This is a genomic window from Candidatus Thiodiazotropha sp. AKAK3 (assembly GCF_058244645.1).
Genome location: NZ_JBSYOQ010000007.1, coordinates 1 through 22,485 on the forward strand (window position 1 = coordinate 1; position 22,485 = coordinate 22,485).

Here is a 22,485-nt window from a genome sequence, read left to right on the forward strand (position 1 = left end):
CGCTCTAAAAAGAGAGTAACACTATACAAATCAGCCTACAGCCAGTTTTGATAACGCAGGCAGTAGCCACTTAGGCCTCTCTTCTTAGACCTAAAAAAATCAGCGGTACTAACTATTTTTGTGACATTCAAGCACGCTTTGGTGGGGCAGGGCCCCACCCTACCTGCCGGGGTAAAGTGTAGGGTGGGGCCATGCCCCACCAGGTGCGCTCTAAAAAAGAGTAACACTATACAAATCAGTGATACTTAAGTGCTGTAAAGGCAATATGACATAGCGAGTATGGGGCAAAAAAAATAGAAAATATTGCTTAAGCTCTATCAGTAACAACCCTGCACTAGCCCCGAAACCCTGATCAACAACATCTATCGAACAGAGTCACTAGTGCATGATTGCTTAATGGGTATGAACTTGCGGTATAGTATCCCTATATACGAATAAAACCACAGCTGAAAAATGAGGCAATGAGCTGATGAATGAGACCATAATGGTATTACCCAGTAGACGCCCAGAAGAGATTAAACTGGTCAAAGTCCCCCATGACCTGGATCGAAATGAAGCCTACCGATTTGCTACCGGTATTATCGCCCAGGCTGAAGAGACCAATACCAACTATCGTTGGGAGGATATCGCAGAAGCCCTGGAAGCACGTGGATTCGAAACCGTCGATGCGATCATTGGCCCCGCTCTGGACTAATCAGCTGTAACTTGTAGAGAACTACAAGCATCAATTGGAGAGTAAAGCCCTACTCGATATCATCATACTCATCGAGATCCATCTGCAGAAGAATGGCCTTGCGCAGTAATTTTTGCTCATTGCGCAGGGTTTTCTTAAGCGTACTAATCTCCTTTTCGAGATCCTGAATACGATAGACCAGCTCATCTGCATCTGCTACGGGTTGGGCAGTCTGCTGCGGCGCAACTGCCTGTTGATTCCCCGCTGCAGCTCCCCCTGGATGCAAGGGTGAGACTGAAGCCAGTTGTGGTGACTGCTGCTTCTCATCACCAGGAGGATTGAAACTCACCTCCTGCTCCAGTTCATGCATCACTGAGAGCACAGCATCTTTATTGAGCTCATGCATCTCCTCCAGACATCCGAATAACATCAGACGATCACACATCGCGTTGATACGACGGGGTACACCCCCGGTAAATTCATAGATCATCTTGAACACGCCGTCACTGAAGGTCGGATCCTCTTTCCAGCCAACCAGTTGTAAACGATGCACTATATATTTTTCGGTCTCGTCCACACTCAGCGGATCCAGGTGGTAGGAGGCAATAATGCGCTGACGCACCTGCTCCATTCCCGGGCTCTGCAGGGTACGCTTAAACTCCTCCTGGCCCAGGAGAAAGGTCTGAACCAAAGCCCTGTTATTGACCTGGAAATTGGAGAGCATGCGCAGCTCTTCCACTGATCGCGGTGGTAAATTCTGCGCCTCATCAACGACCAATAACATCTGTTTGCCTTCGGCGTGACGGGCTCTGGCAATAGCCTCAAGATTATGCAGCAGTGTGGCTTTATTCAATCCTTCGTGGGCCAAGCCAAACGAAGCACAAACCATTCGCAGCATATCTTCCGGATCCACCTGGGTGGTCACCAGTTGAGCCGCCATGACGTTCATCTCGCTCAACTCATCGAAGAGATTCCGCACAAGTGTCGTCTTACCCGTCCCGATGCCGCCGGTAATGACGATGAATCCCTCTCCCTGCTCCAATCCATAGCGCAAATAGGCCATGGCACGGTTGTGACCTTTGCTGTTGAAGAAGAATTTGTGATCCGGAGTCAGCTGGAACGGCTTTCCTTCGAGTTTGTAAAAATCGTCGTACATATCTATTTGGCCTTCACGTTGTTTCTTTGCTTTCCTGCTTGAGAGGCAACCAGCCGCTGAAAAAAACAAATGCCGCTACTGCGGCTATGATTCGATTCCCGCTGTCGGGGCTGAAAGGTAACCCTATATAGCCCATATTATGCAACCAATCAGACAATTTTCCTACTATTCCAACTAGATTCAACTTCTAACAGGTTTCTTCATGCTACTTAATGAAAAAAGGCCGAAAAGGATGGTTGACCGAACTCCTGTGAGTCAACTATCTTGCGTATTGAATCCTGTGGGTGCAGAACCTCTGATCAACAACGACCAAACCATAATATTTATATTGCACCATGAGTATGACAGAGGGACATCTCGTAACACAGCGTAACGACCGTAATAAAACACAATGACAACAATTATCTAGGAGTCACCATGCTCAACCCCGGAGATAAAGCGCCGCCCTTTGAGTTGCCCGATTCAGATATGCACATCATCAGATCCGCTCAGTTTTTGGGGCAGCAGAATCTGGTGATCTACTTCTATCCAAAAGATGACACCACCGGTTGTACCATCGAGGCGGTGGAGCTATCAGATTTAATGGATGAATTCACTCAGCATGATACTCAGGTCATCGGTATCAGCCGGGATAACTGCGTCAGTCATGCCTCATTTCGAGACAAACACGGACTCACCGTTCAACTTCTGGCTGATACTGAGGGAGAGGTGTGTAAGTCTTATGATGTATGGCGGGAGAAGGAAAAAAATGGTGAAAAGCGTATGGGCATACTGCGCTCGACCTTCATTCTCGACAAATCAGGCGTCATACGTCAGGCCATTTACGACGTAAAACCCAAAGGACATGCAGCCCAAGTTATTGACTTAGTTAGAGAAATCACCTAAACCTCTAAACAATTGTCCGATCAGGACTGAGCATCAAGCAGCAAGGCGGTTAAATTTGTGAAACTCCGAACCAAGATTCTGATTATTCTGTTTTTGTTCGGTTTTGCACCATTAACCGCCATGGTGCTGACCAATCTACCCTTTGTGCTGGAGAGGCTGGAGTTCTTTTACCACAAAGCCTATCTGCAAAACCTCAGAGCCGATTTTCGTGACCTGGATGAACACCTGGCCAGTCGCCACGAGATGTTGCGGTTATTGGCCAAGCTGCCTGAACCCGGACTGATACTGGGGAACCGTCAAACACAAAGTGACAAAAACCAGATCGACTTGGCTCGAGTACGCTACACAGAATGGATTAACCAGATACTGCGCGATCACCAGGATATCTTCCAGATTCTGTTTCTCGATCTACGAGGAAAACCCCGCTATTGGCTGGAATTGAACCACCGCACCGGTCAATGGGAACCGACAATCAAAACCCCTGACATGCCCTCTGAGGCATTTTTCAAGCACAACGTAAGACTGGAGTTCGGGCGTGTCGCCGCCAGTAAAATCAGCCTGAACCCAAGCGCTGCGCATCTCGACCCACGCCGATTTATGACTTTGCGTATGATCAGCCCCATCCTCGGGCCAGACGATAACGACCTGGTCACAACCCTGGGAGCAGTTGTAGTCAATATCGACGTCGGAGGGATGGCCAGAGCCTATCGCAACACCCTCTGGGTCACCAATGACGGCAGTTATCTGGAACAACGCCTGAGAGGGGTCACACAGTCCCGGGCCTTTGAAGACTTCAACGGCCTGCAGGAGCGGTTCAAGGAGGGAAAACTGACCCTTTGGGAGGGACGGGGGAGGCAGGTTATCTGGGTTCCCCTGTTTACCACGGAGGACTCAGGCCCCCTCTGGGTCGGGCGCCCTGTCGATCCCTCGCCACTGGACAAATTCCGAAATATCCTGGTCAGCCGCGTGATGACCATAGTTGTGATTGCGCTGCTGATCCTATTGATGGTCGCACGCTGGATTGCACTTCGCACAGAGCATTTTGGCGACCGCTTACGCGATGGTATGGAGCGGGTACTTCGTCAAGATGAGGCTGTACGTTTCGATTGGCGTGGTTCAAGCGAAATCAAACAACTGGGAGAGCAGTTGACCGAACTCGCAGAGACCCATGCCCAGCAGGCTCACCAGCAACGGCAGCATGCACTGCAACTGGAAGAGTCAAATCGTTACAAATCACAATTTCTTGCCAATGTAAGCCACGAACTGAGAACCCCCCTCAACTCCATACTGCTGCTCTCTAAAATGCTCAACGAATCGAATAATCAATTGAGTTCTGAGCAGCAAAGCCAGCTACAGGTCATTCACGAAGCCGGACAGGACTTGAGGGCCCTGATCGACAATATCCTTGATCTCTCGAGAATAGAGGCGGGAAGAGCCAGTTTCACACTTCAGGAGATCTCACTTCGAAACCTGCTGACAGACCTGGTCGACCTGGTAAAGCCACAATTCGATGCGAATGGACTCTACTTGAAACTTGTTATCGATGACAATGCACCGGAAACCTTTCTATCAGACCAGGAAAAGGTGCGGCAGATTCTGAAGAACTTCCTCTCAAATGCTTTAAAGTTTACCCATAGCGGTGGAGCAACGCTCCGTGCTTTCGTTAATTCTGATAGTGCCAACCCGCCAATCTGCTTTGCAGTCGAAGATACTGGCATCGGCATACCCCAAGGCAAACAGGAGCTGGTTTTTGAAGCTTTCAAGCAGGCCGACGGATCCACCAGCCGCAAATTTGGCGGCAGTGGCCTGGGCCTGAGCATCAGCCGTGAGTTGGCTCGACTGCTGGAGGGAAACATCACACTGGTAAGTGAAGAGGGAGAGGGAGCCACCTTCACCCTCTGCCTGCCAAAACAGTTCGACTATCAGGCACTTCCTGACGCTCAGGTGGAACTCCACGATCCCTCTGCAGAGACTGAGCTACTGCGCAATTCCAAACAGCCATCACCTGAAACAAAGAACGCACTGCCCCCACCTTTCAAAGACCACCGCATATTGGTTGTAGATGATGACCTGCAAAGTCTACTGGCTCTGACCCCTCAATTGGAGGACTGGGGCTTTGAAGTGGTTGCTGCAGGAGACGGCCAGGAAGCCATCGACACACTGCTCGAAGACCAGGATTTCAGCCTGGTGTTGATGGACATCATGATGCCTGAATTGGATGGCTATGATACGATCAGACATATCCGTGAGAAGATGGGGCTTAAAGAGTTGAGCATCATTGTTCTCAGTGCCAAGAATACGGAAGAAGACCGTATCGAGAGCCTGAATGCCGGAGCAAATGAGACCATCACAAAACCGGTAGTGACGGAGAAGCTAAAAACGCTAATCGATAAACAGATAGCGGATAACAATTAGAGAATAGATAGATCCTGACCTTGGCAAAGGGAAAATAGCTGCAGATTGGGATCTACTAAAGGCTCAAGTTTCTGACTTGACCATTGCCAGGGTAAACAGATCGGCAGCTTTAAAGATGAAAAGATACGCAGGCTTTAAACTCCTCATCGTAGACGATCACGAACATAATCTGTTTACGTTGCGCACCCTTGTCCAGCGTTACATGGATGTGGAGATTCTGGAAGCCACCTCAGGTCAACAGGCCCTCGATATTGCTATCAAGGATCCCACCATCGACCTGATTATATTGGATGTACAGATGCCGGAAATGGACGGCTTCCAGACTGCATCCATGCTGAAAATCCGCAATAAAACCAAACATATCCCTATCATCTTTCTTACCGCCGCGTTCAAGACTGAGGAGTTTCAACAAAAGGGGTATGAAGTAGGTGGCGTAGACTATCTGCTGAAACCTATCGATGACAATCAACTGCTGAACAAAATCAGCACTTACTTTCGACTCATAGAGAAAGAGCGTGAGCTGAATAGAGTGCTGGAGCAGAAGGTTGCCGAGCGTACCGCGGAACTTGCCTCAGCCAAGCAACATCTGGAGAACATCATTACCCATATGGGGGAAGCCCTGCTGGTTCTCAACCCTCTGGGCGAGATCGAATCGGCCAATCCAGCCGCCTGTAAAATGCTCGATTACAACGAGGCAGACCTATTGCAGATGTCTATTGGGGATGTCTTCGAGGAGGAGGAAGAGGAGCAGGCGGGGGCGTTTTTCGGCACCTGGCTTGAAGCCCTGATCCGTACCGGTGCATTGAGTCGTATCGAAGCACGATTTATTGCCAAGGATGGACGCCGTGTACCCATCCTGTTTTCCCGTACCGCTGTTAAAGACAGTAACGACGAAATCAGCCATATAATTTGTATCGCCAAAGATATGACCGGTTATGTCCGTGAAATGGATGTGACCAGTTCCACTTCCCAAGGAGTGTAAACAATGAACGAGCCAACTGATCCACGTCTGTCCGAAGAAGAAGACACCTCTCTGACAGCAAATGCTCTGAAAGCCATGGCTCACCCCCTGCGTTGGAAGATTCTATGCTCCCTTGGGGAAAATGAACTTTCGGTAGGTGAAATCGTAGAGAGAACAGGTACTTCACAGAGCAATATCTCTCAGCATCTAGAACAATTACGCAACAAAAACATCGTGGTTTCACGAAAAGAGGCAAACCGTATCTACTATCGTATCCGTAACCACCAATTGTTGGATCTGATCGGCATCATGCGGAATGTCCTTTGCCCCGCAAATTTAGATGACCGCTACCCAAGATAAGGTGTCACCTGGAAATGGATGATCACATTGTTGAATTAGAGAGCCGTATTGCATTTCAGGATGAGGCGATAAATTCCCTGAGTGAGACTGTTGCCTCACAGCAGGAAAAATTAGACGCACTTATCTCTGAAATGGATGGCTTGAGAGAGAAACTCAAAGCACTGGAGCCTTCACCTCTGCAGGATGGCGAAGCTGAACCACCTCCACCTCACTATTAGAGCCCCATCTTAAGCCAGCCCTGCAGCAGAAGTTCCCATGATATAGTGAGTCAATAACAGTACGAAAATCGCAGACAAACTATCAGATGAAAGCCGAAGAGCAAATCAAACAACGCTATCAGGGTGACCAGGGACGTGAGTATCATGGTAAAAAGCGTGAGATCCCTGAGCGGGCCTTTCCATGGGTAACCCAACTCAGATATGAGAAGATCGCCCCCCATGTTAAGTCGACCGATGTGGTGATGGAGTATGGTGTTGGCTTCGGCTGGAATATTGCCAAACTGAATTGTCAGAAGCGACTCGGCTTCGATCTTGCTGCACACCTGGAATCCCTACTCAGCAAATCAGATATAGAATTTATAGCAGATACCTCCAAGCTCCCGGACCATTCAGTGGATGTCATGGTTTGTCATCATGTACTCGAACATGTTCCCTCGCCGGTTGAAGTATTGGCGGAGATTCATCGATTAATAAAAAATGGTGGAAAGCTGTTGTTGTTCGTACCCTATGAAAAAGAGAAGCGCTATCAACAATACGATGCAAACGAACCAAACCATCATCTCTACTCCTGGAACGTACAGACCTTGGGAAATCTGGTCAGCGACTGCGGATTTGAAATTGCCTCAACTGGCGTGCTGCGATTTGGCTATGATCGCTTTGCAGCCAATTGGGCAGATCGCCTAAAGCTCGGTGAATCGGGGTTTCGCCTGATAAGAGGATTGGTTCACAGCATAAAACCGGCCCAGGAAGTGTCGATAATCGCCATACCGCGTTGACAGAAGATCGAATCGTTTTTCACAAGCATGATTTTAATAGCCGCTACTCAAGACTTACTAATCAGAGCATAAGTAATCTACAGCGCATCCTGCTCGTCAGATGAGAAAACCGGTTCCGGTCGCTGCCAAAGCCATATCGCCACAAGCGCCAATATGAGACAGACCCCGAGTGAAATAGGCCACCCAGGGTTACCAAGCAACTGAAAGAGAGCAAAGCCAACAGTCATACCAACCAGTGACATCCATTTTCCCGTTCTTGTCATTTGACCGTAGGTGATGAAGAGATAGACCGGCTGCCCAAACCGGGGATGAGCAAGAATGCGTTTAGTAAGATGGGGCGCACTTCTGGACCAACACCAGACCGCACCTATCCAGAAAATGGTGGTAGGCATCAAAGGCAACACAATGCCAATTACACCGAGTCCAAATAGTAACCAGCCGGCAGCCAATAGCCAGAGCTTTGACAATGGATGCTCTGTTGCAGAGTTTTTCCTGCCAGACTTATATTCACTCATGCTCTCATCCTGCAACTGATCCCCCTCTAGTGTGGTTGTTCATTTAAGGCTAGTCGTTATTTAGCTTTTTTCACAATCGTTTATCGCTAATAAAATTGATAGATTGTTACTATCACCCAACATACCTCTATCCATTTGCACAATAACATTAGAAAACCACTATATTCTAAACTCAAGAACCATATGATTTGTGTCGATAGATCTAGTGAGATAGGCTCACGGATGGTAATTGCCACATCAAGGGAAGATGTCAGTAATTTTCAACTAATCTAAATAAGAAAAGCGTTATGCAGAAAAATCATTGTTTATCATGGGGTCGAGCAATGAGTATTATCCCTTTGAGCATAGAAAGTATCTGCTCGAAGATTTTCATAGTTTGCTGCTTATCTCTTATATCCCTGCCCACCCAGGCAAACTCTTCTGATAACCCTGCAAGTCCCGATGTTTTCAACCTCGACCAAGCCATCAATATGGCACTGGAAAACAACCGACTGAGAACCATTTCCCAGCAGGCACTGATCACCGCTGAGGCTCAGTATCAACAAGCCGCATCCAGCTATTGGCCTACAGTCAGCCTCAACCTTGGCTTTCAGCGCCGGGATGAAGAGGCTGTATTCGAATATCCTCAACAGAATTTTGATATTGCTCCCGGCATGTTACCTCCAGTATCCATTCCATCTCAGGAGATCGCCCTGCTAGGCCGGGATACCAGCCTCTACTCCCTGGATGTCACCTACCCGCTCTATACCGGTGGAAAGCGTCAGAGCCTGGTCAAACAGGCAAAGATCGGCATTGACCTGGCAACTCAGGAGATCAGAAGAACCAGTCTGCAGGTTGTTCAGGATGTTAAACGCTATTTTTATGCAGCCCTCTACACTCAACAACTGCTCGATTTAGCCGAGGATATCACCCTTTCATTTGAGGTGTTGCGGGACATTACCGATGCCTTTTATAAAGGCGGCTCCCACTCCGTTGACAAGCTCGACCTATTAAAAAGTAAACTGGCCTATTCCATGGCCCAGTCGACAACCGCAGAATTTCAATCGAATCATGAAGCAGCACTTTCTGCATTAACATTTGCAATGGGACTTGAGTGGCATAAGAAGATCAAACTTGAATCTGACTATCAACTGAAAAACCTTGATAGCGAAAAGCTTGAACCGTTGATCGAACAGGCAATGGCCTTTAACCCGGAAGTCGAACAGCTGAAACTTGCTGTGGCTGCTTATGAATCGAAAGTGGATGAAGCAAAGAGCGGCTACTATCCCACTCTAGGTTTAATTGGCTCTTATGAGGGATTCAACAGTGACCTTGACGGCGGCCTTGACAACAAAACCAATAGAAACTCATGGATGATCGGCATCGGTCTTAAAATGAACCTTTTTGAAGGGGGACGGACCCGCTATAAGGTATCTGCTGCCAAAAGTGAACAGACAAAAGTCGCACAGCAGCATCTACTGGTTAAAGATGCAGTTACCATGCAGGTTAAGCATCTGTTCCTGAAGATTCATGCCGCTCAGCGACAAGTCAAGATTACAGATCACTCCCTCAAAACCTCAAAAGAGAATCGCAACCTGACCAGTAGAGCCTATAAAAGCGGCGCTGTGGATACTCAAAAGGTGATTGAAGCCAATCTTTTTGATGCCATGATCAGAGCTAATCACTATCGCGCCAAGCATGATCAGGCATTACATCTAGCGGAAATATCTTATTTATTGGGTAAGGAAGCCCTGCAGTAGACCAGTGAGAGCCTAAATGCTGAGGTACATACTGCTGTGCATCGCCTTAACCTGCTTATTGTTCGCAGGTAGTGGTGTAGTTGCCAACGATAAGAAACTTGACCCTATCCAGGTTGGCGGTAGCCTGGGATCACTTAATGATCGCTCGATCACAGATGCTGAGATAGCATTTCAAGTGGTTTTTAATGAATTACTTTCGGAAGTAAATGAGAGTTTTAATTTAAAAATTTATGAAAATCAAAACCAACTCTTCGATAAATTCAAGCAAGGCACTATTCAAGCAATACTCACCAGCTCCTTGAATTTCATCGAATTGGAAAACCTCATACACCCAACAGCACGCTACTCAGTTCAATTTGGCGACGAACTCAAACAAAACTATCTGGTTTTAGTCCGCCGGGATGACAACATGACCCACCTAAGTCAGTTGCGAAATAAGATATTGAGTCTGGGCGAAAGCCATCAAGTCGGGAAACTTTTCCTGGATGTTGAACTACTTAAACAAGAGTTACCTGTGAGTGACATTTTTTTCAAAGAGATTCACAGGGTAAAGGGAGATAACACCTCTATCATAGACCTCTATTTCGGTAAAATTAACGCTGCAGTTGTACCTAAATACAACTACATAATCGCTCAGTCACTTAATCCTCAAATAAAAAACAGATTGGAGATTCTAACCGAATCAGAACCTATGATTCATCAGGCTGTAGGAATACGCCACGATTTCTCACAAAAAAGAATCGATAATTTTGAGCCCAGCATACTGACTGACAAGCCAAGTAGAAGACTAAAACATGTTTTGGATACATTTGGTATTGTGCGTCTGCACAAGATCAATAAAGAAACATTAAATGAGGTCAGATCACTGCAGAGAGAGTACACCAGACTGGTCGGTAATAAACGATGAAGTTAAAGAATACCATATTCCGGCATCTCTATATTCGTATGGCCGTCATTCTTCTTGGAATAAGTCTTGCCTTCTCATTCGCACTGCTACCGATTTACAGTGACAAGCTAACACGCATGCTTGCCGCACAAGGTAATACTTTTGCCAACACAACAATTGCAGCCTGCGGTGAAGGTCTATACACAGAAGACTATAGCAATGTAATTAATTACACCAAAAATGTTCTGAATAAAACGCCAGAAATCACCTTCGTTAATTTTATTTCCAATAGCGGCTTAAAACTAAGCCTTAACCACAGTGGTTGGAAGGTTGAATCCATTGCACCAGCCTCAACTCAAGCTCTATTTAACAGCGACATCCCTTACACCATTAGACACCATTCAGACTACTCTCAAAGCAATACCAAAGACGCCTTTATTTTTACAAAACCTCTTCACATATCGGAGTTGGTCTGGGGCACTATTGAAGTTGGGATCTCTGATAATGAATACTATTCGTTAATGACGAGTTATTTTAGTAATGTACTTATCTACAGTATTCTAGTGCTAACTATTTCATTGCTCATTCTTCATGGCGTATCCATCAAACTTTCATCGCAATTAACAAAACTGAGAGAGACTGCTCAACGATTGTCGAGTGGTGACCTCTCTGCACGCGCACCCACAAAGGCAATAGGTGAAATAGAGCTACTTGCATCCACCTTGAATAACATGGCGCAGAACCTTGAAACCAAAACTCAACGTATTGCTCAACTTGCCAGACTTGTCGAAGATACTAATGACGCGATTGCAATTTTTAACACCTCAAAAGAAATTACATTCATCAATCAAGCCTTCACTAATATCACTGGAGATACGATAGAGTTTTATCGCGGAATGACACTTCAAGGTCTATTTACTCATCTCGGAATAGATAAACAGAAACAACATGAAGTCTCTATGGGCATGACTCACATAGAGCAATTAAATTGGTCTACTGACATTACCATTTCAAAACATAGTGACCTCCCCATACACATGACCATAAGAATTGAAGAGTTCGACTCAGAAGATAAATATAAGAATGAATTCTTTGTCGTCTTGAGTGACATCACTCAACGCAAGCAACTTGAAAATGAACTTGAAACATTGGCTTATATCGACAAACTAACCAAGTTGCCCAATAGACGTTACTTTTTGGATCGATTGACAGAAGCAGTAGTTGAAGCAGGAACTTATCACATTCCATTGGCTGTATTTTTCCTCGATCTGGATAACTTTAAACTCATAAATGATTCACTAGGACATGAAGTTGGAGATCATGTTTTAAATGAAACAGCATGGAGACTCGAAGACTCTCTACGCTCAGATGACATCGTCTGTCGACTTGGTGGCGATGAATTTACTGTAATTATAAAAAATACCGCTGATCAAAAACAGCTGGCAATAATTGCTGAAACAATTATAAATAGTTTGGCACTACCAATTAAATGCAATAACAGAGAGTTACGCATCAGCACCAGCATCGGAATCGTACAATACCCACAAGATGGTCACGATAAAAATGAGTTGATTAAAAACGCAGATACAGCAATGTATGCAGCAAAACGCGATGGCAAGAACGGATATCGCTTCTACACCATAGATATGCATCATGACATGCAAGACTACCTGGAGCTGGAAAGCGCTTTACGTAGCGCCATCATTGAATCAAGTCTGGAGATCGTCTATCAGCCATTTGTGGACATAACGACCAACACTATAACAAATTGTGAAGCCCTATTGAGGTGGAAACATCCTGAGCGCGGATTTATACCGCCTGGACGTTTCATACCAATAGCAGAACAGTCCGGCTTGATCTCTGCTGTTGGTGATTGGGTAATCACCCAGGTTTGTCGTCAATTGAAGCAGTGGGACAATAACATGAAGGTCTCCGTCAATGTATCGGGCAATGAGCTACTCGATAAACGCTTCATAAATCGCCTGGAAAATACACTGATAGAATATGATATAGAACCTTTTCGGATACAGCTGGAGTTTACTGAGCATGTCCTTGTCAGTAAGGAAGGCAGTAATCTTCCTCTACTCAACAACCTAAAACGTGCTGGCTTCTCTATTGCAGTAGACGATTTTGGAACAGGCTTTTCATCCCTAAGCTACCTTAGCGAACTACCTGTAGATGTTATCAAAATTGATAAATCATTTATCAACAAACTACCGAATGACCGCCGTACAATAGCGGTTGTAAACTCTATTATTTCTCTCGCTAAAAGCTTGGATATGAAAACTATTGGAGAAGGTGTAGAAAAGAAGGAGCAGGTTGAATGGTTACAGAGCAACGGCTGCAATATTATTCAGGGTTATTACTATCATCATCCAATGTCAGCACTGCAGTTCGAAAATCTAATCAAACCAAATAACATAGCGCTGTTACCAAAAACTTCTAATAAACCTATAAGCAACACAAAGTAAAACCGGCCTACAAATTTGTGGCCGGTCAGTGGACTCTACTTTTATTCAGATTGATATGACTGCTACTTCTCAGTCAATATGAATTATATGACAATAGCTATACAGAGCGTCTTCTGGCAAATGAAACGAATCCAATAAGAGCAGAACCAAATAACCATGCAGCTGCAGGAAGTGGCACAGCACTCATAGTCAGATCATAATCCGAGCTCATTTTAGGGTCGATAGCATTCAGCGCAAAGCCTGAAATAGTAAATATATAATCACCCGCACTCAAACTGAATGTCTCTAGAAAACTAGTACCCAAGTGATACTGCTCATTAGTATTCAAATTAGTCAGGAGCAGATCGTCTTGGAACATACCTTCATGTGATCCACCAATGGCAATATCGAGTAGAGGTGTATCGACAGTGAAATGGTAGGAGTCGAGGAAATTGCCTGTAGGCTGTGGTGTTGCGTAAGAATCACCAAGATCAGAGAAACTGCCTGCATCATAGGATGCAGCATTTGCACCTAGAGATAAAATTAAAAGAATTGCTAACAGCGCAACAGAACGTATAGTTAACATCTTCATAATCTTCGTCCTTAAAATAATCTAACCGCTCAAGCCACTCCATATACGTGACTTCTTAAGGAATAAAACTACCATTAATTATTTTTTGACACAAAACAATTACCCTTAATTACGTAATTGTTCACAAAAATATTACATTTCACGTTTCAAAAAGCTTATTGAACGAAGTAATTTTACATTCCCGTCATACTTTAGTAATAACTAAAGCGCTTTATTAACTACAGCCACACCATTAATCAAACATGGATTAATTATACAATTTAATTAAATACAGCGAATACTGCACAGCATATATGTTTACAGCAGGGCGATCGTGGATTGGGTAATAAATACAATCTTATATTAGGTTCTGTGTGCACTAGACATATCACAAATCAGATGAGATACGACTGAAATCAGATTAAGTTAAGGAGAGCCTGAACAAGTGATGAACGGCAGCTCGCACAATAATTGGCCACTCCTGCGTTACGAATCTTCGTAATAGCCGGCCTACACTATTTTGCTCAACCCAGGTTTATTCAGTCGCCAGTATAGAGATCAACATCCATCTTTGGCGGCATTTGCAGGTGGAAACCTTGTTGGACAAGATTTTCCATAACTACCGTTACATCTTCTCTCGCAAGAGATCGATTTGAATGTAAAGTCAACTCCATCACCTTTGCAGGTGTCCCAAATTTTTCAAGCAGACCATTTGGGACACTTGAAAAATCACCCTCCTTTGTGACGTACAAATACATTTCGTCCTTACGTGGACTGCGATATATCCAACAGGTCAATTCCATAAAATTACAACTCTACTACAGTTTTTCATACTCGGGCCTGTTAACACTAATCGAACAGGCCCTAATAACCATTCACTGCAGGTGCAGGCACCGCATCCAACTTCCAAATATCCTGGTTGTATTCACTGATCGTTCTATCCGTTGAAAAACGACCACATCTGGCACTGTTAATGATGCTCATTTTTGTCCACAGCGGTTTGTTTCTGTAGGCTTGGGCAGCTCTCTCCTGGGCATCGATATAACCTCTAAAATCTGCAGCTGTCATCCAGGGATCGTATGGATTGCGGACGGCCTCGATAATAGAGTCAAAAATTCCAGGCTCAAACTGGTTGAAATATCCGCTCTCCAACAGATGCATAACCCGCTTGAAGTCATCATCACTATCAATGATGCTGTTTGGCGAGTAGTGTGCCCGGTTGGCCTCAACCTCTTCACTGGTCAAGCCAAAGAGGAAGAAATTATCTTCACCAACCTCTTCAAGAATCTCAATATTGGCACCATCCAAGGTGCCAATGGTTACAGCACCATTCATCATGAATTTCATATTCCCTGTACCCGATGCCTCCTTACCGGCAGTTGATATCTGCTCAGAGAGATCGGTACCCGGTGCGATAACTTCCATCGCAGTTACCCTGTAGTTTGGAAGAAAGGCTACTTTAAGACGGTCACCGACCTTTTTGTCATGATTGATAATTTTGGCAACACTGTTAATTAACTTAATGATAAGTTTGGCCATTTGATAGCCTGGTGCTGCTTTCCCGCCAATTAAAACACAACGGGGCGTCCAGTTTTCAACCTCACCTGCGCGGATACGACAATAGAGATGAATAATGTGCAAAACATTCAACAGTTGCCGTTTATATTCATGTATGCGCTTCACCTGAACATCAAACATCGCCTCCGGGTCAAACTCCACACTGCAATCTACTTTTACCAGGTCAGCCAGATGTTGCTTGTTCTCTAATTTTATCTGTTGCCATTTTTTTTGAAACGCCCTGTCTTCAGCCAAATCCTTCAACTGCTGCAGTTGTTGTAGGTTTGATATCCAGCCATTCCCAACTGTTTCGTCGATCAGCTTGCGTAAACCTGAATTAGAAGCTGCCAGCCAGCGGCGAGGTGTAACACCATTGGTTTTATTATTAAAACGTTCCGGCCAGAATTCATAAAAATCGAGGAATAGTCCCTTTTTGAGCAGTTCAGTATGCAGTGCTGCCACGCCATTGATGGAAAAACTACCGACTATTGCCAGATAGGCCATCCTTACCATCGGCTCATCCCCTTCTTCGATAATCGACATTCGACGCAGACGATCACTATCTCCCGGCCAACGCAGGGCAACCTCGCTGAGGTAGCGTGCATTGATCTCATAGATGATCTCCAACAGCCTCGGCAGCAGACAGCTGAACAGCTTTACCGGCCATCGTTCAAGTGCTTCAGGTAGGAGGGTATGGTTGGTGTAGGCCATGGTTTTCGAGGTGATCTCCCAAGCCTTTTTCCATGAGAGATTCTGTTCATCCATTAATTGCCTCATCAACTCAGCAACTGAGACACTGGGATGAGTATCATTCAACTGAAAGCAGTTTTTATCTGCAAAATTATCAAAGTTAGGATGACTCTCTTTCCACTCTCGCATCACATCTCTGATACTGGCAGATGCGAGAAAGTACTGTTGTCTTAAACGAAGCTCTTTACCATTCTCACTGGCATCGTTTGGATAGAGCACCATGGTAATGTGTTCAGCGTTGTTTTTCGCCTCTACTGATTCTGTGTAACTGCCGGCATTAAACTCCTCCAGATTGAACTCATCTGTGGCTGCCGCCTTCCAAAGCCTCAATGTGTTAACCGTCCCATTTCGGTATCCGGGCACCGGCAGATCATAGGGTACGGCCAATACATCCTGCGTATCCACCCAGCGAACCTGGCCATTGATATGCTCTGTGCGTCCACCGAATTTGATCTGCTGGGTATATTCTGGGCGCTCAAGCTCCCAGGGGTTACCATCACGAAGCCAATGATCCGGATCTTCAATCTGCTGGCCATTGGCGATGTGTTGCCGAAACATACCGTACTCATAGCGCAATCCATAGCCACGAACAGGTAGTTGCAATGTTGCACAGCTATCGAGAAAACAGGCCGCAAGGCGCCCAAGCCCGCCATTACCCAGACCCGCATCCGGTTCGCTCTCTCTGATGTGGTCCAGATTTATACCAAGATCGATGAAGGCTTTATCAACATCATCACAGATATTCAGATTGAGGATGGCATTGCTAAGTGCCCGCCCCATGAGGAATTCAAGAGAGAGGTAGAAGGTACGCTTACAGTCAGACTCTTCGTAGTTCGATCGGGTCAGCTTCCAGCGTTCGATCAGTCGGTCACGCATCGCCAACGCAAGTGCTTTGTAGGGGTAGTGACTCGAGGTGCAGTGATCATCTCTGCCCAGTGTGTGGGCAAAATAGCGCCGGAAATCGAACGAAATTGCTTCTGCATCCATACCCAGGGGTGGCAGTGGTGCCAACGAATTACAGATCTGTTCTGCTTTTTTACTTGAGCCGGCTTTTTCTTTCGACATGGTAAATGTCCTGTTCCCTCATAAATTGAGAGTCTGGTTGTTGCTGCATCAGGCCGTAGACAATTCAAGCCTTGCCACCTGTCACATGTTTGAAATGGGATTGGTATCAATATCCAGTGAAAGCGTACTGCTTTATGCGGGGAGTTTAAACAATATGTCGTCTTTAAGTAACTGCCTGGTTCAAATTGAAGTGAATTGAAGTTTGTCACATAGGTAACAAAAAAAAGTGCCATGCCTGGAAAAACATCAGCACATAATCAAAATATCCAATATTTCCAACATTTGGACTATTTACTGATGCGAATGTCAACCACCTGGCGACTTGGGAAAAACCATCTATAAAACATGGTCTAAGGTAAGAATCGTTCTGTCATACAACAGCAGCCCGACAGTCTCTCGTGCTACCTGCTGAATAGAGTAGCGGATGGAAAATCTTGTTTCGGCATATTCATTCCCCGCTGGAGCGTGGCAACGAGAATGGCTGTTTTCACGGGTGGATAATTGAATCAGAGCCCCCTGATATCGGGGACTCTCTGTGCCAGTTGCAGTGTATTAGGTAACAACGCTCAGGAAACGCTCATTCAGCTTCTGGTCGTGGTAGAAAATCGCACTACCCAACTCCTCTGCAGTCCATGTGATGGGCTCGTGATCAGGGTACCAGTCATATGAACCATGAAAAACTTCATTCCGATTCCCGGATGGATCAAAGAAGTAGATGGTACGTCCCCGGGTAATGCCATGACGGGTCGGGCCTATATCGATCGATATTTTATGCTTACCGATAATGTCGGCAGCGCGTAGCACCTCTTCCCAAGAACCGAGAAGAAATGAAGCGTGGTGGAGTTTACCCTTCTCCTCGTGGCGAATAATCGCCAGATCATGAGCCTTCATACCACAGGTGAGGAAGGAAGCGAGCTGAAACTCCCCATCCATAACCCTCTCTGTCTCATCGAAACCGAGCACTTCTGTGAAGAGTTTGACACTGCCGTCCAGGTCATCACCGTAGAGCAGGCAGTGGTCGAATCGCTGTACCTGCATACCTTTGAGATTGTCAGGCCAGGGATCGGGGTTGAGCCGCCCCATTTCGGTTCCATTTACCTCTTTGTCTGCATAGAGTTCAAATAGATGACCGGTGGGCGAATCAAAGCGGATACGCTCACCACAATGGTTAAGCTCACCGGCAGGAATCCTTTCAACATTGCAGCCGAAATCCTTCAGCTTCTGTTCGAGTTCGTTCATGGTCTCGACACTGTCGACTTTGAAACCCATGAAATCCATCCCGGTGGTGTCAGACTCCCCTAGCACCACTGAGAACCAGTCCTGCTCATCCCAGCCTTTGAGGTATACGCGTCCCTGCCCATCCCGGTCTGTCTCAATCAGGCCCAGCCGTTCTTTATAGTGGACTAGTGCTTCGTCCAGATCGAGTACACGCAGGGAGACGTGACCCGGACGCATAACGCCTTTAATAGCCATCAATGAATCCTCCAATAGTTGCCGTATCTAGGTACAGCCGGTATCAATAAATAGTCTTGTTAAAACAGTCTCTAATGGACCGGTATTTCTAAGAATTATGAGCAGGAACCTCTGTATCCATTGAGTCCTGGTGTACGGAAACAGACCAGAGATTTGTGTCCGACACCATTTTCGGCCAGGCTCTTACTCATATCGGGGATTACAGATTCACCATCAATCTTCCACTCGACCTCCCCCCAATTGACTGATTTGTAGTCGGGGTGCATACCGTAGAACTTTGCAATCAGTTCATCTTTAAGCGCCGCAAAGGGCATCTCAGGTGGTAGCGGAAAGGCAATTGCCGAACAGAAACTCAGGTGCTCTTCCCAGTGGAGATATACCACCTGATTACCATGAAAATTCTCTTTTCTATCGCGGAAATCAACTGCATCCGCATAGCCAGGCTTGAGTGCAACGACAGCCATGTAAACCTCCTCTCTCTAAATCTCTTTGTCCTTCCGCCAGCAGCAATCCTGATGACGGCTGGGTATAGGCCGGCAGGTTAGCTGGCCACTCTCTTTCGGGCCGCCTGCCAGGCATCCCACTGTTTCTGATCCGGCGAACCGGTATAGTCCATATTGTCGTTACCGTTATCCATGTGGTACCACTTGAGCACGTCACTCAGATCTGCACCGCCGCAGTTGCCCTGAAAGATCTGGTGCACTGGCAGCCAGGCCTGGGCAAACTTCTCCGGTTCATTCTCGAAGATGTCCTTACAACCGTCGGAACAGAAGTGGTAACGCTCGCCCTGGAATTCGGTGCTACGGAAGCCGATTTTGGTGGGGTCACCGGGTTCGGTATAGCCCATCGGAATCTGACAGGTCTGGCAGAGCTGGGGCAGTGCGTTATTGTAGAAACGCTCACCTTTGGCTTCCATCTCCCGCCACATTTCGAAGCGTGGGCGGTAGTATTTATCAAAGGTATTGGGATATTTCTCCGACAACCAGGCCATCTCTTCATCCGTTGGCAACCAGGTGTGGAAACCGGCTGCCTGGGTGTATTGATAGAAGATCGACCAATTCTGATGGGAGATGTGCTCCGCCTCTTCGGTAGCGATGTCTGCGAATTTGGGTACCCGCAAGCCATAGCGGGAGAGGTCTTCAAACAGAGCACCCCCCGCTTCGGTAAAATAGATCTCCCAAGCCTCTTTCCATGACATGATGCGTTTTGGCAGCATGTAATCCATCATCATCGCCACCAGCCCAAGGAGTTTGTGGCCACGCCAGAACCATTTGTCGACCCACTTCTGCACGATGGGCAGATTGTCCGGGTGTTGCTCCAGCATGAATTTGATCACTTCAATACCAAGGGTCATATGACGCGCTTCATCCGACTGAGCGGAGAAACCGAAGGTGACCGTTGCCAGATCGCCGTTATAGGCCGCACCGGACATGAAGGGGACAAACAGCAGGTTGGTCAGTACATATTCGAAAGCAAATGAGATCGCGGTAAAGAATTCGAACGGTCCGGCACTGCAGGCATCATCGAAGAACGACTTCGGTACTGACAGATACCAGACCCGGTCGTGCATGTGGGGGAACTCGGCAAAACCGTCGAAATATTTGTTGTAGTGGCTGATGGTATGGATCTGGGTCTGCGCATGACGCAGCTCATCCAGAGATTGCATCTGTGCTGCCACCCGGGGACCGACGCCACGAATATGCCGCCCAAGGTGAGCGAAGTGACGATGGGCCTGATACTCCAGTGGCGTGACGCCGGTTAGGAACAGCTTTATGGCATTCACATAGCGGGCATCGGAGATTCCAAGCTGACCATTGTTCTGGGCAAAGGAGTCGAGCACCGCGTAGAGTTTGCGCTCTTTCTCCCCCTGGTATTTCCAGTAGGCGTCCATGGTCAGTCTGAATGGATCTTCCCATTTGGACCAGTCGGTTATTTTGATCCCTTCGAAGGTGTCATAGGGAAAGACATCGTCCATTTTCTGGTAGCTGGTCTCCCAGTCGAGACCTCGGGTCATCAGCGCGTAGCGCTGTTTCAGATTCATCTTTTTCTTGCGTGGGGGTGTCATTTGAATTGCTCCTCCAGTGTTAACCCGAATAGTTCATCCGGGAACGGGATGATCGTGCCTTTCTCATGGTTCAGTTGCCGGTTTGCGATTGCCGGTAACTCAATCTGATTTGCCAATATCTGATAAACCATTCTTAAAACCATGAGTCAGCTAATTTAAAGTGGCCGGATGATAGATTCGGGTCAGGCGCCCCAGGAGAGAACCAGCTCTTCATCATCCTCATCCAGGCTGCCGCCCATGGAGACGATGGTGAGATGAATCTCCTGGGGATCCCAATCGCGGCCGATACGCTCAGATACCGACTCCGCCTTGACCACCAATCGTTCCGGACAGTCGATCTTGACCACGCCGGGCATGTAGTTGGCGTTGGCGCTTGGATTGTCTTGCATAATCGACTCGATCACTGGACGAGCCTCGTCGTTGTTTTGCAGGGTTATGGATACGATGCCAGCCATCTCGGCCTCCTGTTATACGGTTAAGCCGAGCTTGCCGGCCCGGAGATCGAGTTGTTCACTGACTTCAGCAAGGGCTGTCTCAGCGCCATCACCCAAAACCTGTGCTGTCAGGGGCTGCAGAGCTTCCACTGCCACCTGCCGCCACTGGCGATACCATTCAGAGAGGAGCCTCTGGTTCTCTTCAGATTCCTTGGCTGCCACTTTGATCACCGCATCGACCCAGCGGTTGTGTTCTGCACTCCAGTCGACCATGAACTCACATAGAATTGAGATTGCCGCTGCACCGTGTTTCTGGCCTTCGTTATCGAAGTGGTTATAGGCCAGGGGATAGACCAGTCCATCCATCACCAGAAACTGTGCCAGAAGGGCTTCGAACCAATCCTTCAGCACCAGGCTGTCTTCCACCATTTTGCGTGTGCCCTGCCAGGCCTCAGCATCCATCCATTGGCTTTTCGCCTCATCGAGCAGCTCACCAGTACCGTCACCAAGCGCTATACCGATGCGGGATAAAATCTGAGCGATACCCAACCGATCACCAGCGGTGAAGATTGCAGCTGAGGTGATCGCGGTGCCGTAGCCCGCATCGCTGATCGAGCAGGCATTCATATTCGCGCCCCACTCATAGTGGCGCAGTGGAATCAGATAGTTGACGAGCATCTCCCGCCAGGCAGGATCGATATTGGACATCAGGTTGCGTTTTTCTTCGAAGGCGAAGTTACGATCGGTGGTCTGATGCATGTTGGCTCGGGCGATGGTGTAGGTACCGTAGTAGTACTGACGGGGATCTTTGAACTTGTACCAATCTTCCATCTTTATGGCGGTACGACCCTCATCGAAGTGCCACATCTCCGGCCCCCAAATAGGCCGATAGTGAAAATGGGTAGTGGCCTGCAGGTCGTATACCCCCTCCTCATAACGGGTAGCTGGGGCATCGGAACCTAGACGCCGTGCCACATGGGCAAAGGTTTGGCGTTTGGGCTCCACATTCATGGTTTTGATTTCGATACTCATCGCTGTTCTGTTCCTCCTGGGGTATCGGATCTTCCGCTATTGAAGCGCGACTCCCGGTAGAGACCGGGACCCTTGGCAGGCACAATCTCATCCGGGTTTTCGATTATTCGGGCCTGATGTTTGTCGCAGAAGATCTTGAAAGCTTCATGGGGGAGGATCAGCTCAACGGTCAAGTCCTCATCATTGATGGAGAACTCAAACTCAATGAACTTTCCGAGTCGTTCGCCAGTAACCCTGATATAGGCCTGGCCAATTTTCGGGACATACTCCCGCATGACATCCTCCTGTTCTCAAAAATGGAGGCCTCTAATCCAGCCTCTCTATGTTTCTGGTCAGATTAGGATTGCAGAAGCTATGCCAAAAACCATAACTACCTGATAAATATATATATTATGAAATTTAGAAGTTAAATGGCTGGGACCGGTCTTAACGATAAAATCAAACGCAGTTAATCATTTGGGAAATTTGATCAAATAGTTCAACGCAAACGATCAGTTATGCTGC

21 protein-coding genes are annotated in these 22,485 nt (G+C 46.9%); 10 read left to right on the forward strand and 11 right to left on the reverse strand.

Translation table 11 applies throughout. From position 1 onward, the window contains the following. The first annotated feature begins 469 nt into the window (after positions 1-469). Positions 470-694 (forward strand): hypothetical protein, encoded by a 225-nt coding sequence (locus AC4IE7_RS00665; protein WP_490774871.1) that lies wholly within the window; start codon positions 470-472, stop codon positions 692-694. A 49-nt stretch (positions 695-743) separates the two neighbouring features. Here the strand turns inward: AC4IE7_RS00665 and AC4IE7_RS00670 are convergent, their stop codons facing one another. Beyond that, positions 744-1,829, reverse strand: coding sequence for an XrtA/PEP-CTERM system-associated ATPase (locus tag AC4IE7_RS00670; RefSeq protein ID WP_490774872.1), 1,086 nt, complete (start codon positions 1,827-1,829; stop codon positions 744-746). 417 nt (positions 1,830-2,246) lie between these two features. On the opposite strand from AC4IE7_RS00670, the gene AC4IE7_RS00675 reads away from it, so the two are divergent. The 6 genes from AC4IE7_RS00675 to AC4IE7_RS00700 all read left to right on the forward strand — a co-directional run bounded on the left by AC4IE7_RS00675 (position 2,247) and on the right by AC4IE7_RS00700 (position 7,444). Further along, positions 2,247-2,714 (forward strand): peroxiredoxin, encoded by a 468-nt coding sequence (locus AC4IE7_RS00675; RefSeq protein WP_490774873.1) that lies wholly within the window; start codon positions 2,247-2,249, stop codon positions 2,712-2,714. A gap of 57 nt (positions 2,715-2,771) precedes the next feature. After that, positions 2,772-5,129, forward strand: a complete 2,358-nt coding sequence (locus tag AC4IE7_RS00680; RefSeq protein ID WP_490774874.1) for an ATP-binding protein — start codon at positions 2,772-2,774, stop codon at positions 5,127-5,129. A 115-nt stretch (positions 5,130-5,244) separates the two neighbouring features. Then, complete coding sequence (locus tag AC4IE7_RS00685) at positions 5,245-6,111, forward strand: response regulator (protein WP_490774875.1); 867 nt, start codon at positions 5,245-5,247, stop codon at positions 6,109-6,111. A gap of 3 nt (positions 6,112-6,114) precedes the next feature. Next, positions 6,115-6,450, forward strand: a complete 336-nt coding sequence (locus tag AC4IE7_RS00690) for an ArsR/SmtB family transcription factor (RefSeq protein ID WP_490774876.1) — start codon at positions 6,115-6,117, stop codon at positions 6,448-6,450. Positions 6,451-6,464: 14 nt separating this feature from the next. Beyond that, the gene (locus AC4IE7_RS00695) at positions 6,465-6,668 is read left to right on the forward strand and encodes a SlyX family protein (protein ID WP_490774877.1); all 204 of its coding nucleotides are present in this window, start codon (positions 6,465-6,467) and stop codon (positions 6,666-6,668) included. Positions 6,669-6,754: 86 nt separating this feature from the next. After that, positions 6,755-7,444, forward strand: a complete 690-nt coding sequence (locus AC4IE7_RS00700; RefSeq protein ID WP_490774878.1) for a class I SAM-dependent methyltransferase — start codon at positions 6,755-6,757, stop codon at positions 7,442-7,444. A gap of 77 nt (positions 7,445-7,521) precedes the next feature. On the opposite strand, the gene AC4IE7_RS00705 is transcribed toward AC4IE7_RS00700, so the two are convergent. Then, positions 7,522-7,959, reverse strand: a complete 438-nt coding sequence (locus AC4IE7_RS00705; protein WP_490774879.1) for a YbaN family protein — start codon at positions 7,957-7,959, stop codon at positions 7,522-7,524. A gap of 323 nt (positions 7,960-8,282) precedes the next feature. Between AC4IE7_RS00705 and AC4IE7_RS00710 the strand changes: the two genes are divergently transcribed. Genes AC4IE7_RS00710 through AC4IE7_RS00720 form a run of 3 tightly spaced genes read left to right on the forward strand, consistent with a single transcriptional unit; the run spans position 8,283 to position 13,055 of the window. Continuing rightward, a complete protein-coding gene (locus AC4IE7_RS00710; protein ID WP_490774880.1) occupies positions 8,283-9,698 on the forward strand; it encodes a TolC family protein in 1,416 nt (471 codons plus the stop codon). A gap of 16 nt (positions 9,699-9,714) precedes the next feature. After that, complete coding sequence (locus AC4IE7_RS00715) at positions 9,715-10,605, forward strand: phosphate/phosphite/phosphonate ABC transporter substrate-binding protein (protein ID WP_490774881.1); 891 nt, start codon at positions 9,715-9,717, stop codon at positions 10,603-10,605. Further along, positions 10,602-13,055, forward strand: coding sequence for a putative bifunctional diguanylate cyclase/phosphodiesterase (locus AC4IE7_RS00720; RefSeq protein WP_490774882.1), 2,454 nt, complete (start codon positions 10,602-10,604; stop codon positions 13,053-13,055). The genes AC4IE7_RS00715 and AC4IE7_RS00720 overlap by 4 nt, the downstream gene beginning before the upstream one ends. A 97-nt stretch (positions 13,056-13,152) precedes the next feature. On the opposite strand, the gene AC4IE7_RS00725 is transcribed toward AC4IE7_RS00720, so the two are convergent. From AC4IE7_RS00725 to AC4IE7_RS00765, 9 genes are all read right to left on the reverse strand, one after another. Then, positions 13,153-13,626: a VPLPA-CTERM sorting domain-containing protein gene (locus AC4IE7_RS00725; protein ID WP_490774883.1), complete on the reverse strand. Its 474-nt coding sequence runs from the start codon at positions 13,624-13,626 to the stop codon at positions 13,153-13,155. Positions 13,627-14,144: 518 nt separating this feature from the next. Continuing rightward, on the reverse strand, positions 14,145-14,408 hold the full coding sequence (locus tag AC4IE7_RS00730) for a YcgL domain-containing protein (RefSeq protein WP_490774884.1): 264 nt from the start codon (positions 14,406-14,408) through the stop codon (positions 14,145-14,147). 61 nt (positions 14,409-14,469) lie between these two features. Beyond that, positions 14,470-16,977 (reverse strand): glycogen/starch/alpha-glucan phosphorylase, encoded by a 2,508-nt coding sequence (locus AC4IE7_RS00735; protein WP_490774885.1) that lies wholly within the window; start codon positions 16,975-16,977, stop codon positions 14,470-14,472. Positions 16,978-17,529: 552 nt separating this feature from the next. Beyond that, entirely contained in the window at positions 17,530-18,450 is a 921-nt protein-coding gene (locus tag AC4IE7_RS00740) for a catechol 2,3-dioxygenase (RefSeq protein ID WP_490774886.1), read from the reverse strand. 95 nt (positions 18,451-18,545) lie between these two features. Continuing rightward, positions 18,546-18,914 carry a phenol hydroxylase subunit P4 gene (locus AC4IE7_RS00745; protein ID WP_490774887.1) on the reverse strand — a complete coding sequence of 123 codons (369 nt, stop codon included), beginning with the start codon at positions 18,912-18,914 and terminating at the stop codon, positions 18,546-18,548. Between the two features lie 77 nt (positions 18,915-18,991). After that, positions 18,992-20,515: an aromatic/alkene/methane monooxygenase hydroxylase/oxygenase subunit alpha gene (locus AC4IE7_RS00750; RefSeq protein ID WP_490774888.1), complete on the reverse strand. Its 1,524-nt coding sequence runs from the start codon at positions 20,513-20,515 to the stop codon at positions 18,992-18,994. Between the two features lie 182 nt (positions 20,516-20,697). After that, positions 20,698-20,970, reverse strand: coding sequence for an MmoB/DmpM family protein (locus tag AC4IE7_RS00755; RefSeq protein WP_490774889.1), 273 nt, complete (start codon positions 20,968-20,970; stop codon positions 20,698-20,700). 12 nt (positions 20,971-20,982) lie between these two features. Continuing rightward, positions 20,983-21,981, reverse strand: coding sequence for an aromatic/alkene monooxygenase hydroxylase subunit beta (locus AC4IE7_RS00760; RefSeq protein ID WP_490774890.1), 999 nt, complete (start codon positions 21,979-21,981; stop codon positions 20,983-20,985). Further along, positions 21,978-22,256 (reverse strand): phenol hydroxylase subunit, encoded by a 279-nt coding sequence (locus AC4IE7_RS00765; RefSeq protein ID WP_490774891.1) that lies wholly within the window; start codon positions 22,254-22,256, stop codon positions 21,978-21,980. The genes AC4IE7_RS00760 and AC4IE7_RS00765 overlap by 4 nt, the downstream gene beginning before the upstream one ends. Positions 22,257-22,485 lie beyond the last annotated feature (229 nt).

Coding starts and splice junctions, on each gene's coding strand:
- AC4IE7_RS00750 (WP_490774888.1), bottom strand. CDS start 20,515: ATGACACCCCCACGCAAGAAAAAGATGAATCTGAAACAGCGCTACGCG.
- AC4IE7_RS00665 (WP_490774871.1), top strand. CDS start 470: ATGAATGAGACCATAATGGTATTACCCAGTAGACGCCCAGAAGAGATT.
- AC4IE7_RS00670 (WP_490774872.1), bottom strand. CDS start 1,829: ATGTACGACGATTTTTACAAACTCGAAGGAAAGCCGTTCCAGCTGACT.
- AC4IE7_RS00700 (WP_490774878.1), top strand. CDS start 6,755: ATGAAAGCCGAAGAGCAAATCAAACAACGCTATCAGGGTGACCAGGGA.
- AC4IE7_RS00755 (WP_490774889.1), bottom strand. CDS start 20,970: ATGGCTGGCATCGTATCCATAACCCTGCAAAACAACGACGAGGCTCGT.
- AC4IE7_RS00760 (WP_490774890.1), bottom strand. CDS start 21,981: ATGAGTATCGAAATCAAAACCATGAATGTGGAGCCCAAACGCCAAACC.
- AC4IE7_RS00710 (WP_490774880.1), top strand. CDS start 8,283: ATGAGTATTATCCCTTTGAGCATAGAAAGTATCTGCTCGAAGATTTTC.
- AC4IE7_RS00735 (WP_490774885.1), bottom strand. CDS start 16,977: ATGTCGAAAGAAAAAGCCGGCTCAAGTAAAAAAGCAGAACAGATCTGT.
- AC4IE7_RS00715 (WP_490774881.1), top strand. CDS start 9,715: ATGCTGAGGTACATACTGCTGTGCATCGCCTTAACCTGCTTATTGTTC.
- AC4IE7_RS00725 (WP_490774883.1), bottom strand. CDS start 13,626: ATGAAGATGTTAACTATACGTTCTGTTGCGCTGTTAGCAATTCTTTTA.
- AC4IE7_RS00765 (WP_490774891.1), bottom strand. CDS start 22,256: ATGCGGGAGTATGTCCCGAAAATTGGCCAGGCCTATATCAGGGTTACT.
- AC4IE7_RS00720 (WP_490774882.1), top strand. CDS start 10,602: ATGAAGTTAAAGAATACCATATTCCGGCATCTCTATATTCGTATGGCC.
- AC4IE7_RS00740 (WP_490774886.1), bottom strand. CDS start 18,450: ATGGCTATTAAAGGCGTTATGCGTCCGGGTCACGTCTCCCTGCGTGTA.
- AC4IE7_RS00675 (WP_490774873.1), top strand. CDS start 2,247: ATGCTCAACCCCGGAGATAAAGCGCCGCCCTTTGAGTTGCCCGATTCA.
- AC4IE7_RS00690 (WP_490774876.1), top strand. CDS start 6,115: ATGAACGAGCCAACTGATCCACGTCTGTCCGAAGAAGAAGACACCTCT.
- AC4IE7_RS00730 (WP_490774884.1), bottom strand. CDS start 14,408: ATGGAATTGACCTGTTGGATATATCGCAGTCCACGTAAGGACGAAATG.
- AC4IE7_RS00705 (WP_490774879.1), bottom strand. CDS start 7,959: ATGAGTGAATATAAGTCTGGCAGGAAAAACTCTGCAACAGAGCATCCA.
- AC4IE7_RS00685 (WP_490774875.1), top strand. CDS start 5,245: ATGAAAAGATACGCAGGCTTTAAACTCCTCATCGTAGACGATCACGAA.
- AC4IE7_RS00695 (WP_490774877.1), top strand. CDS start 6,465: ATGGATGATCACATTGTTGAATTAGAGAGCCGTATTGCATTTCAGGAT.
- AC4IE7_RS00745 (WP_490774887.1), bottom strand. CDS start 18,914: ATGGCTGTCGTTGCACTCAAGCCTGGCTATGCGGATGCAGTTGATTTC.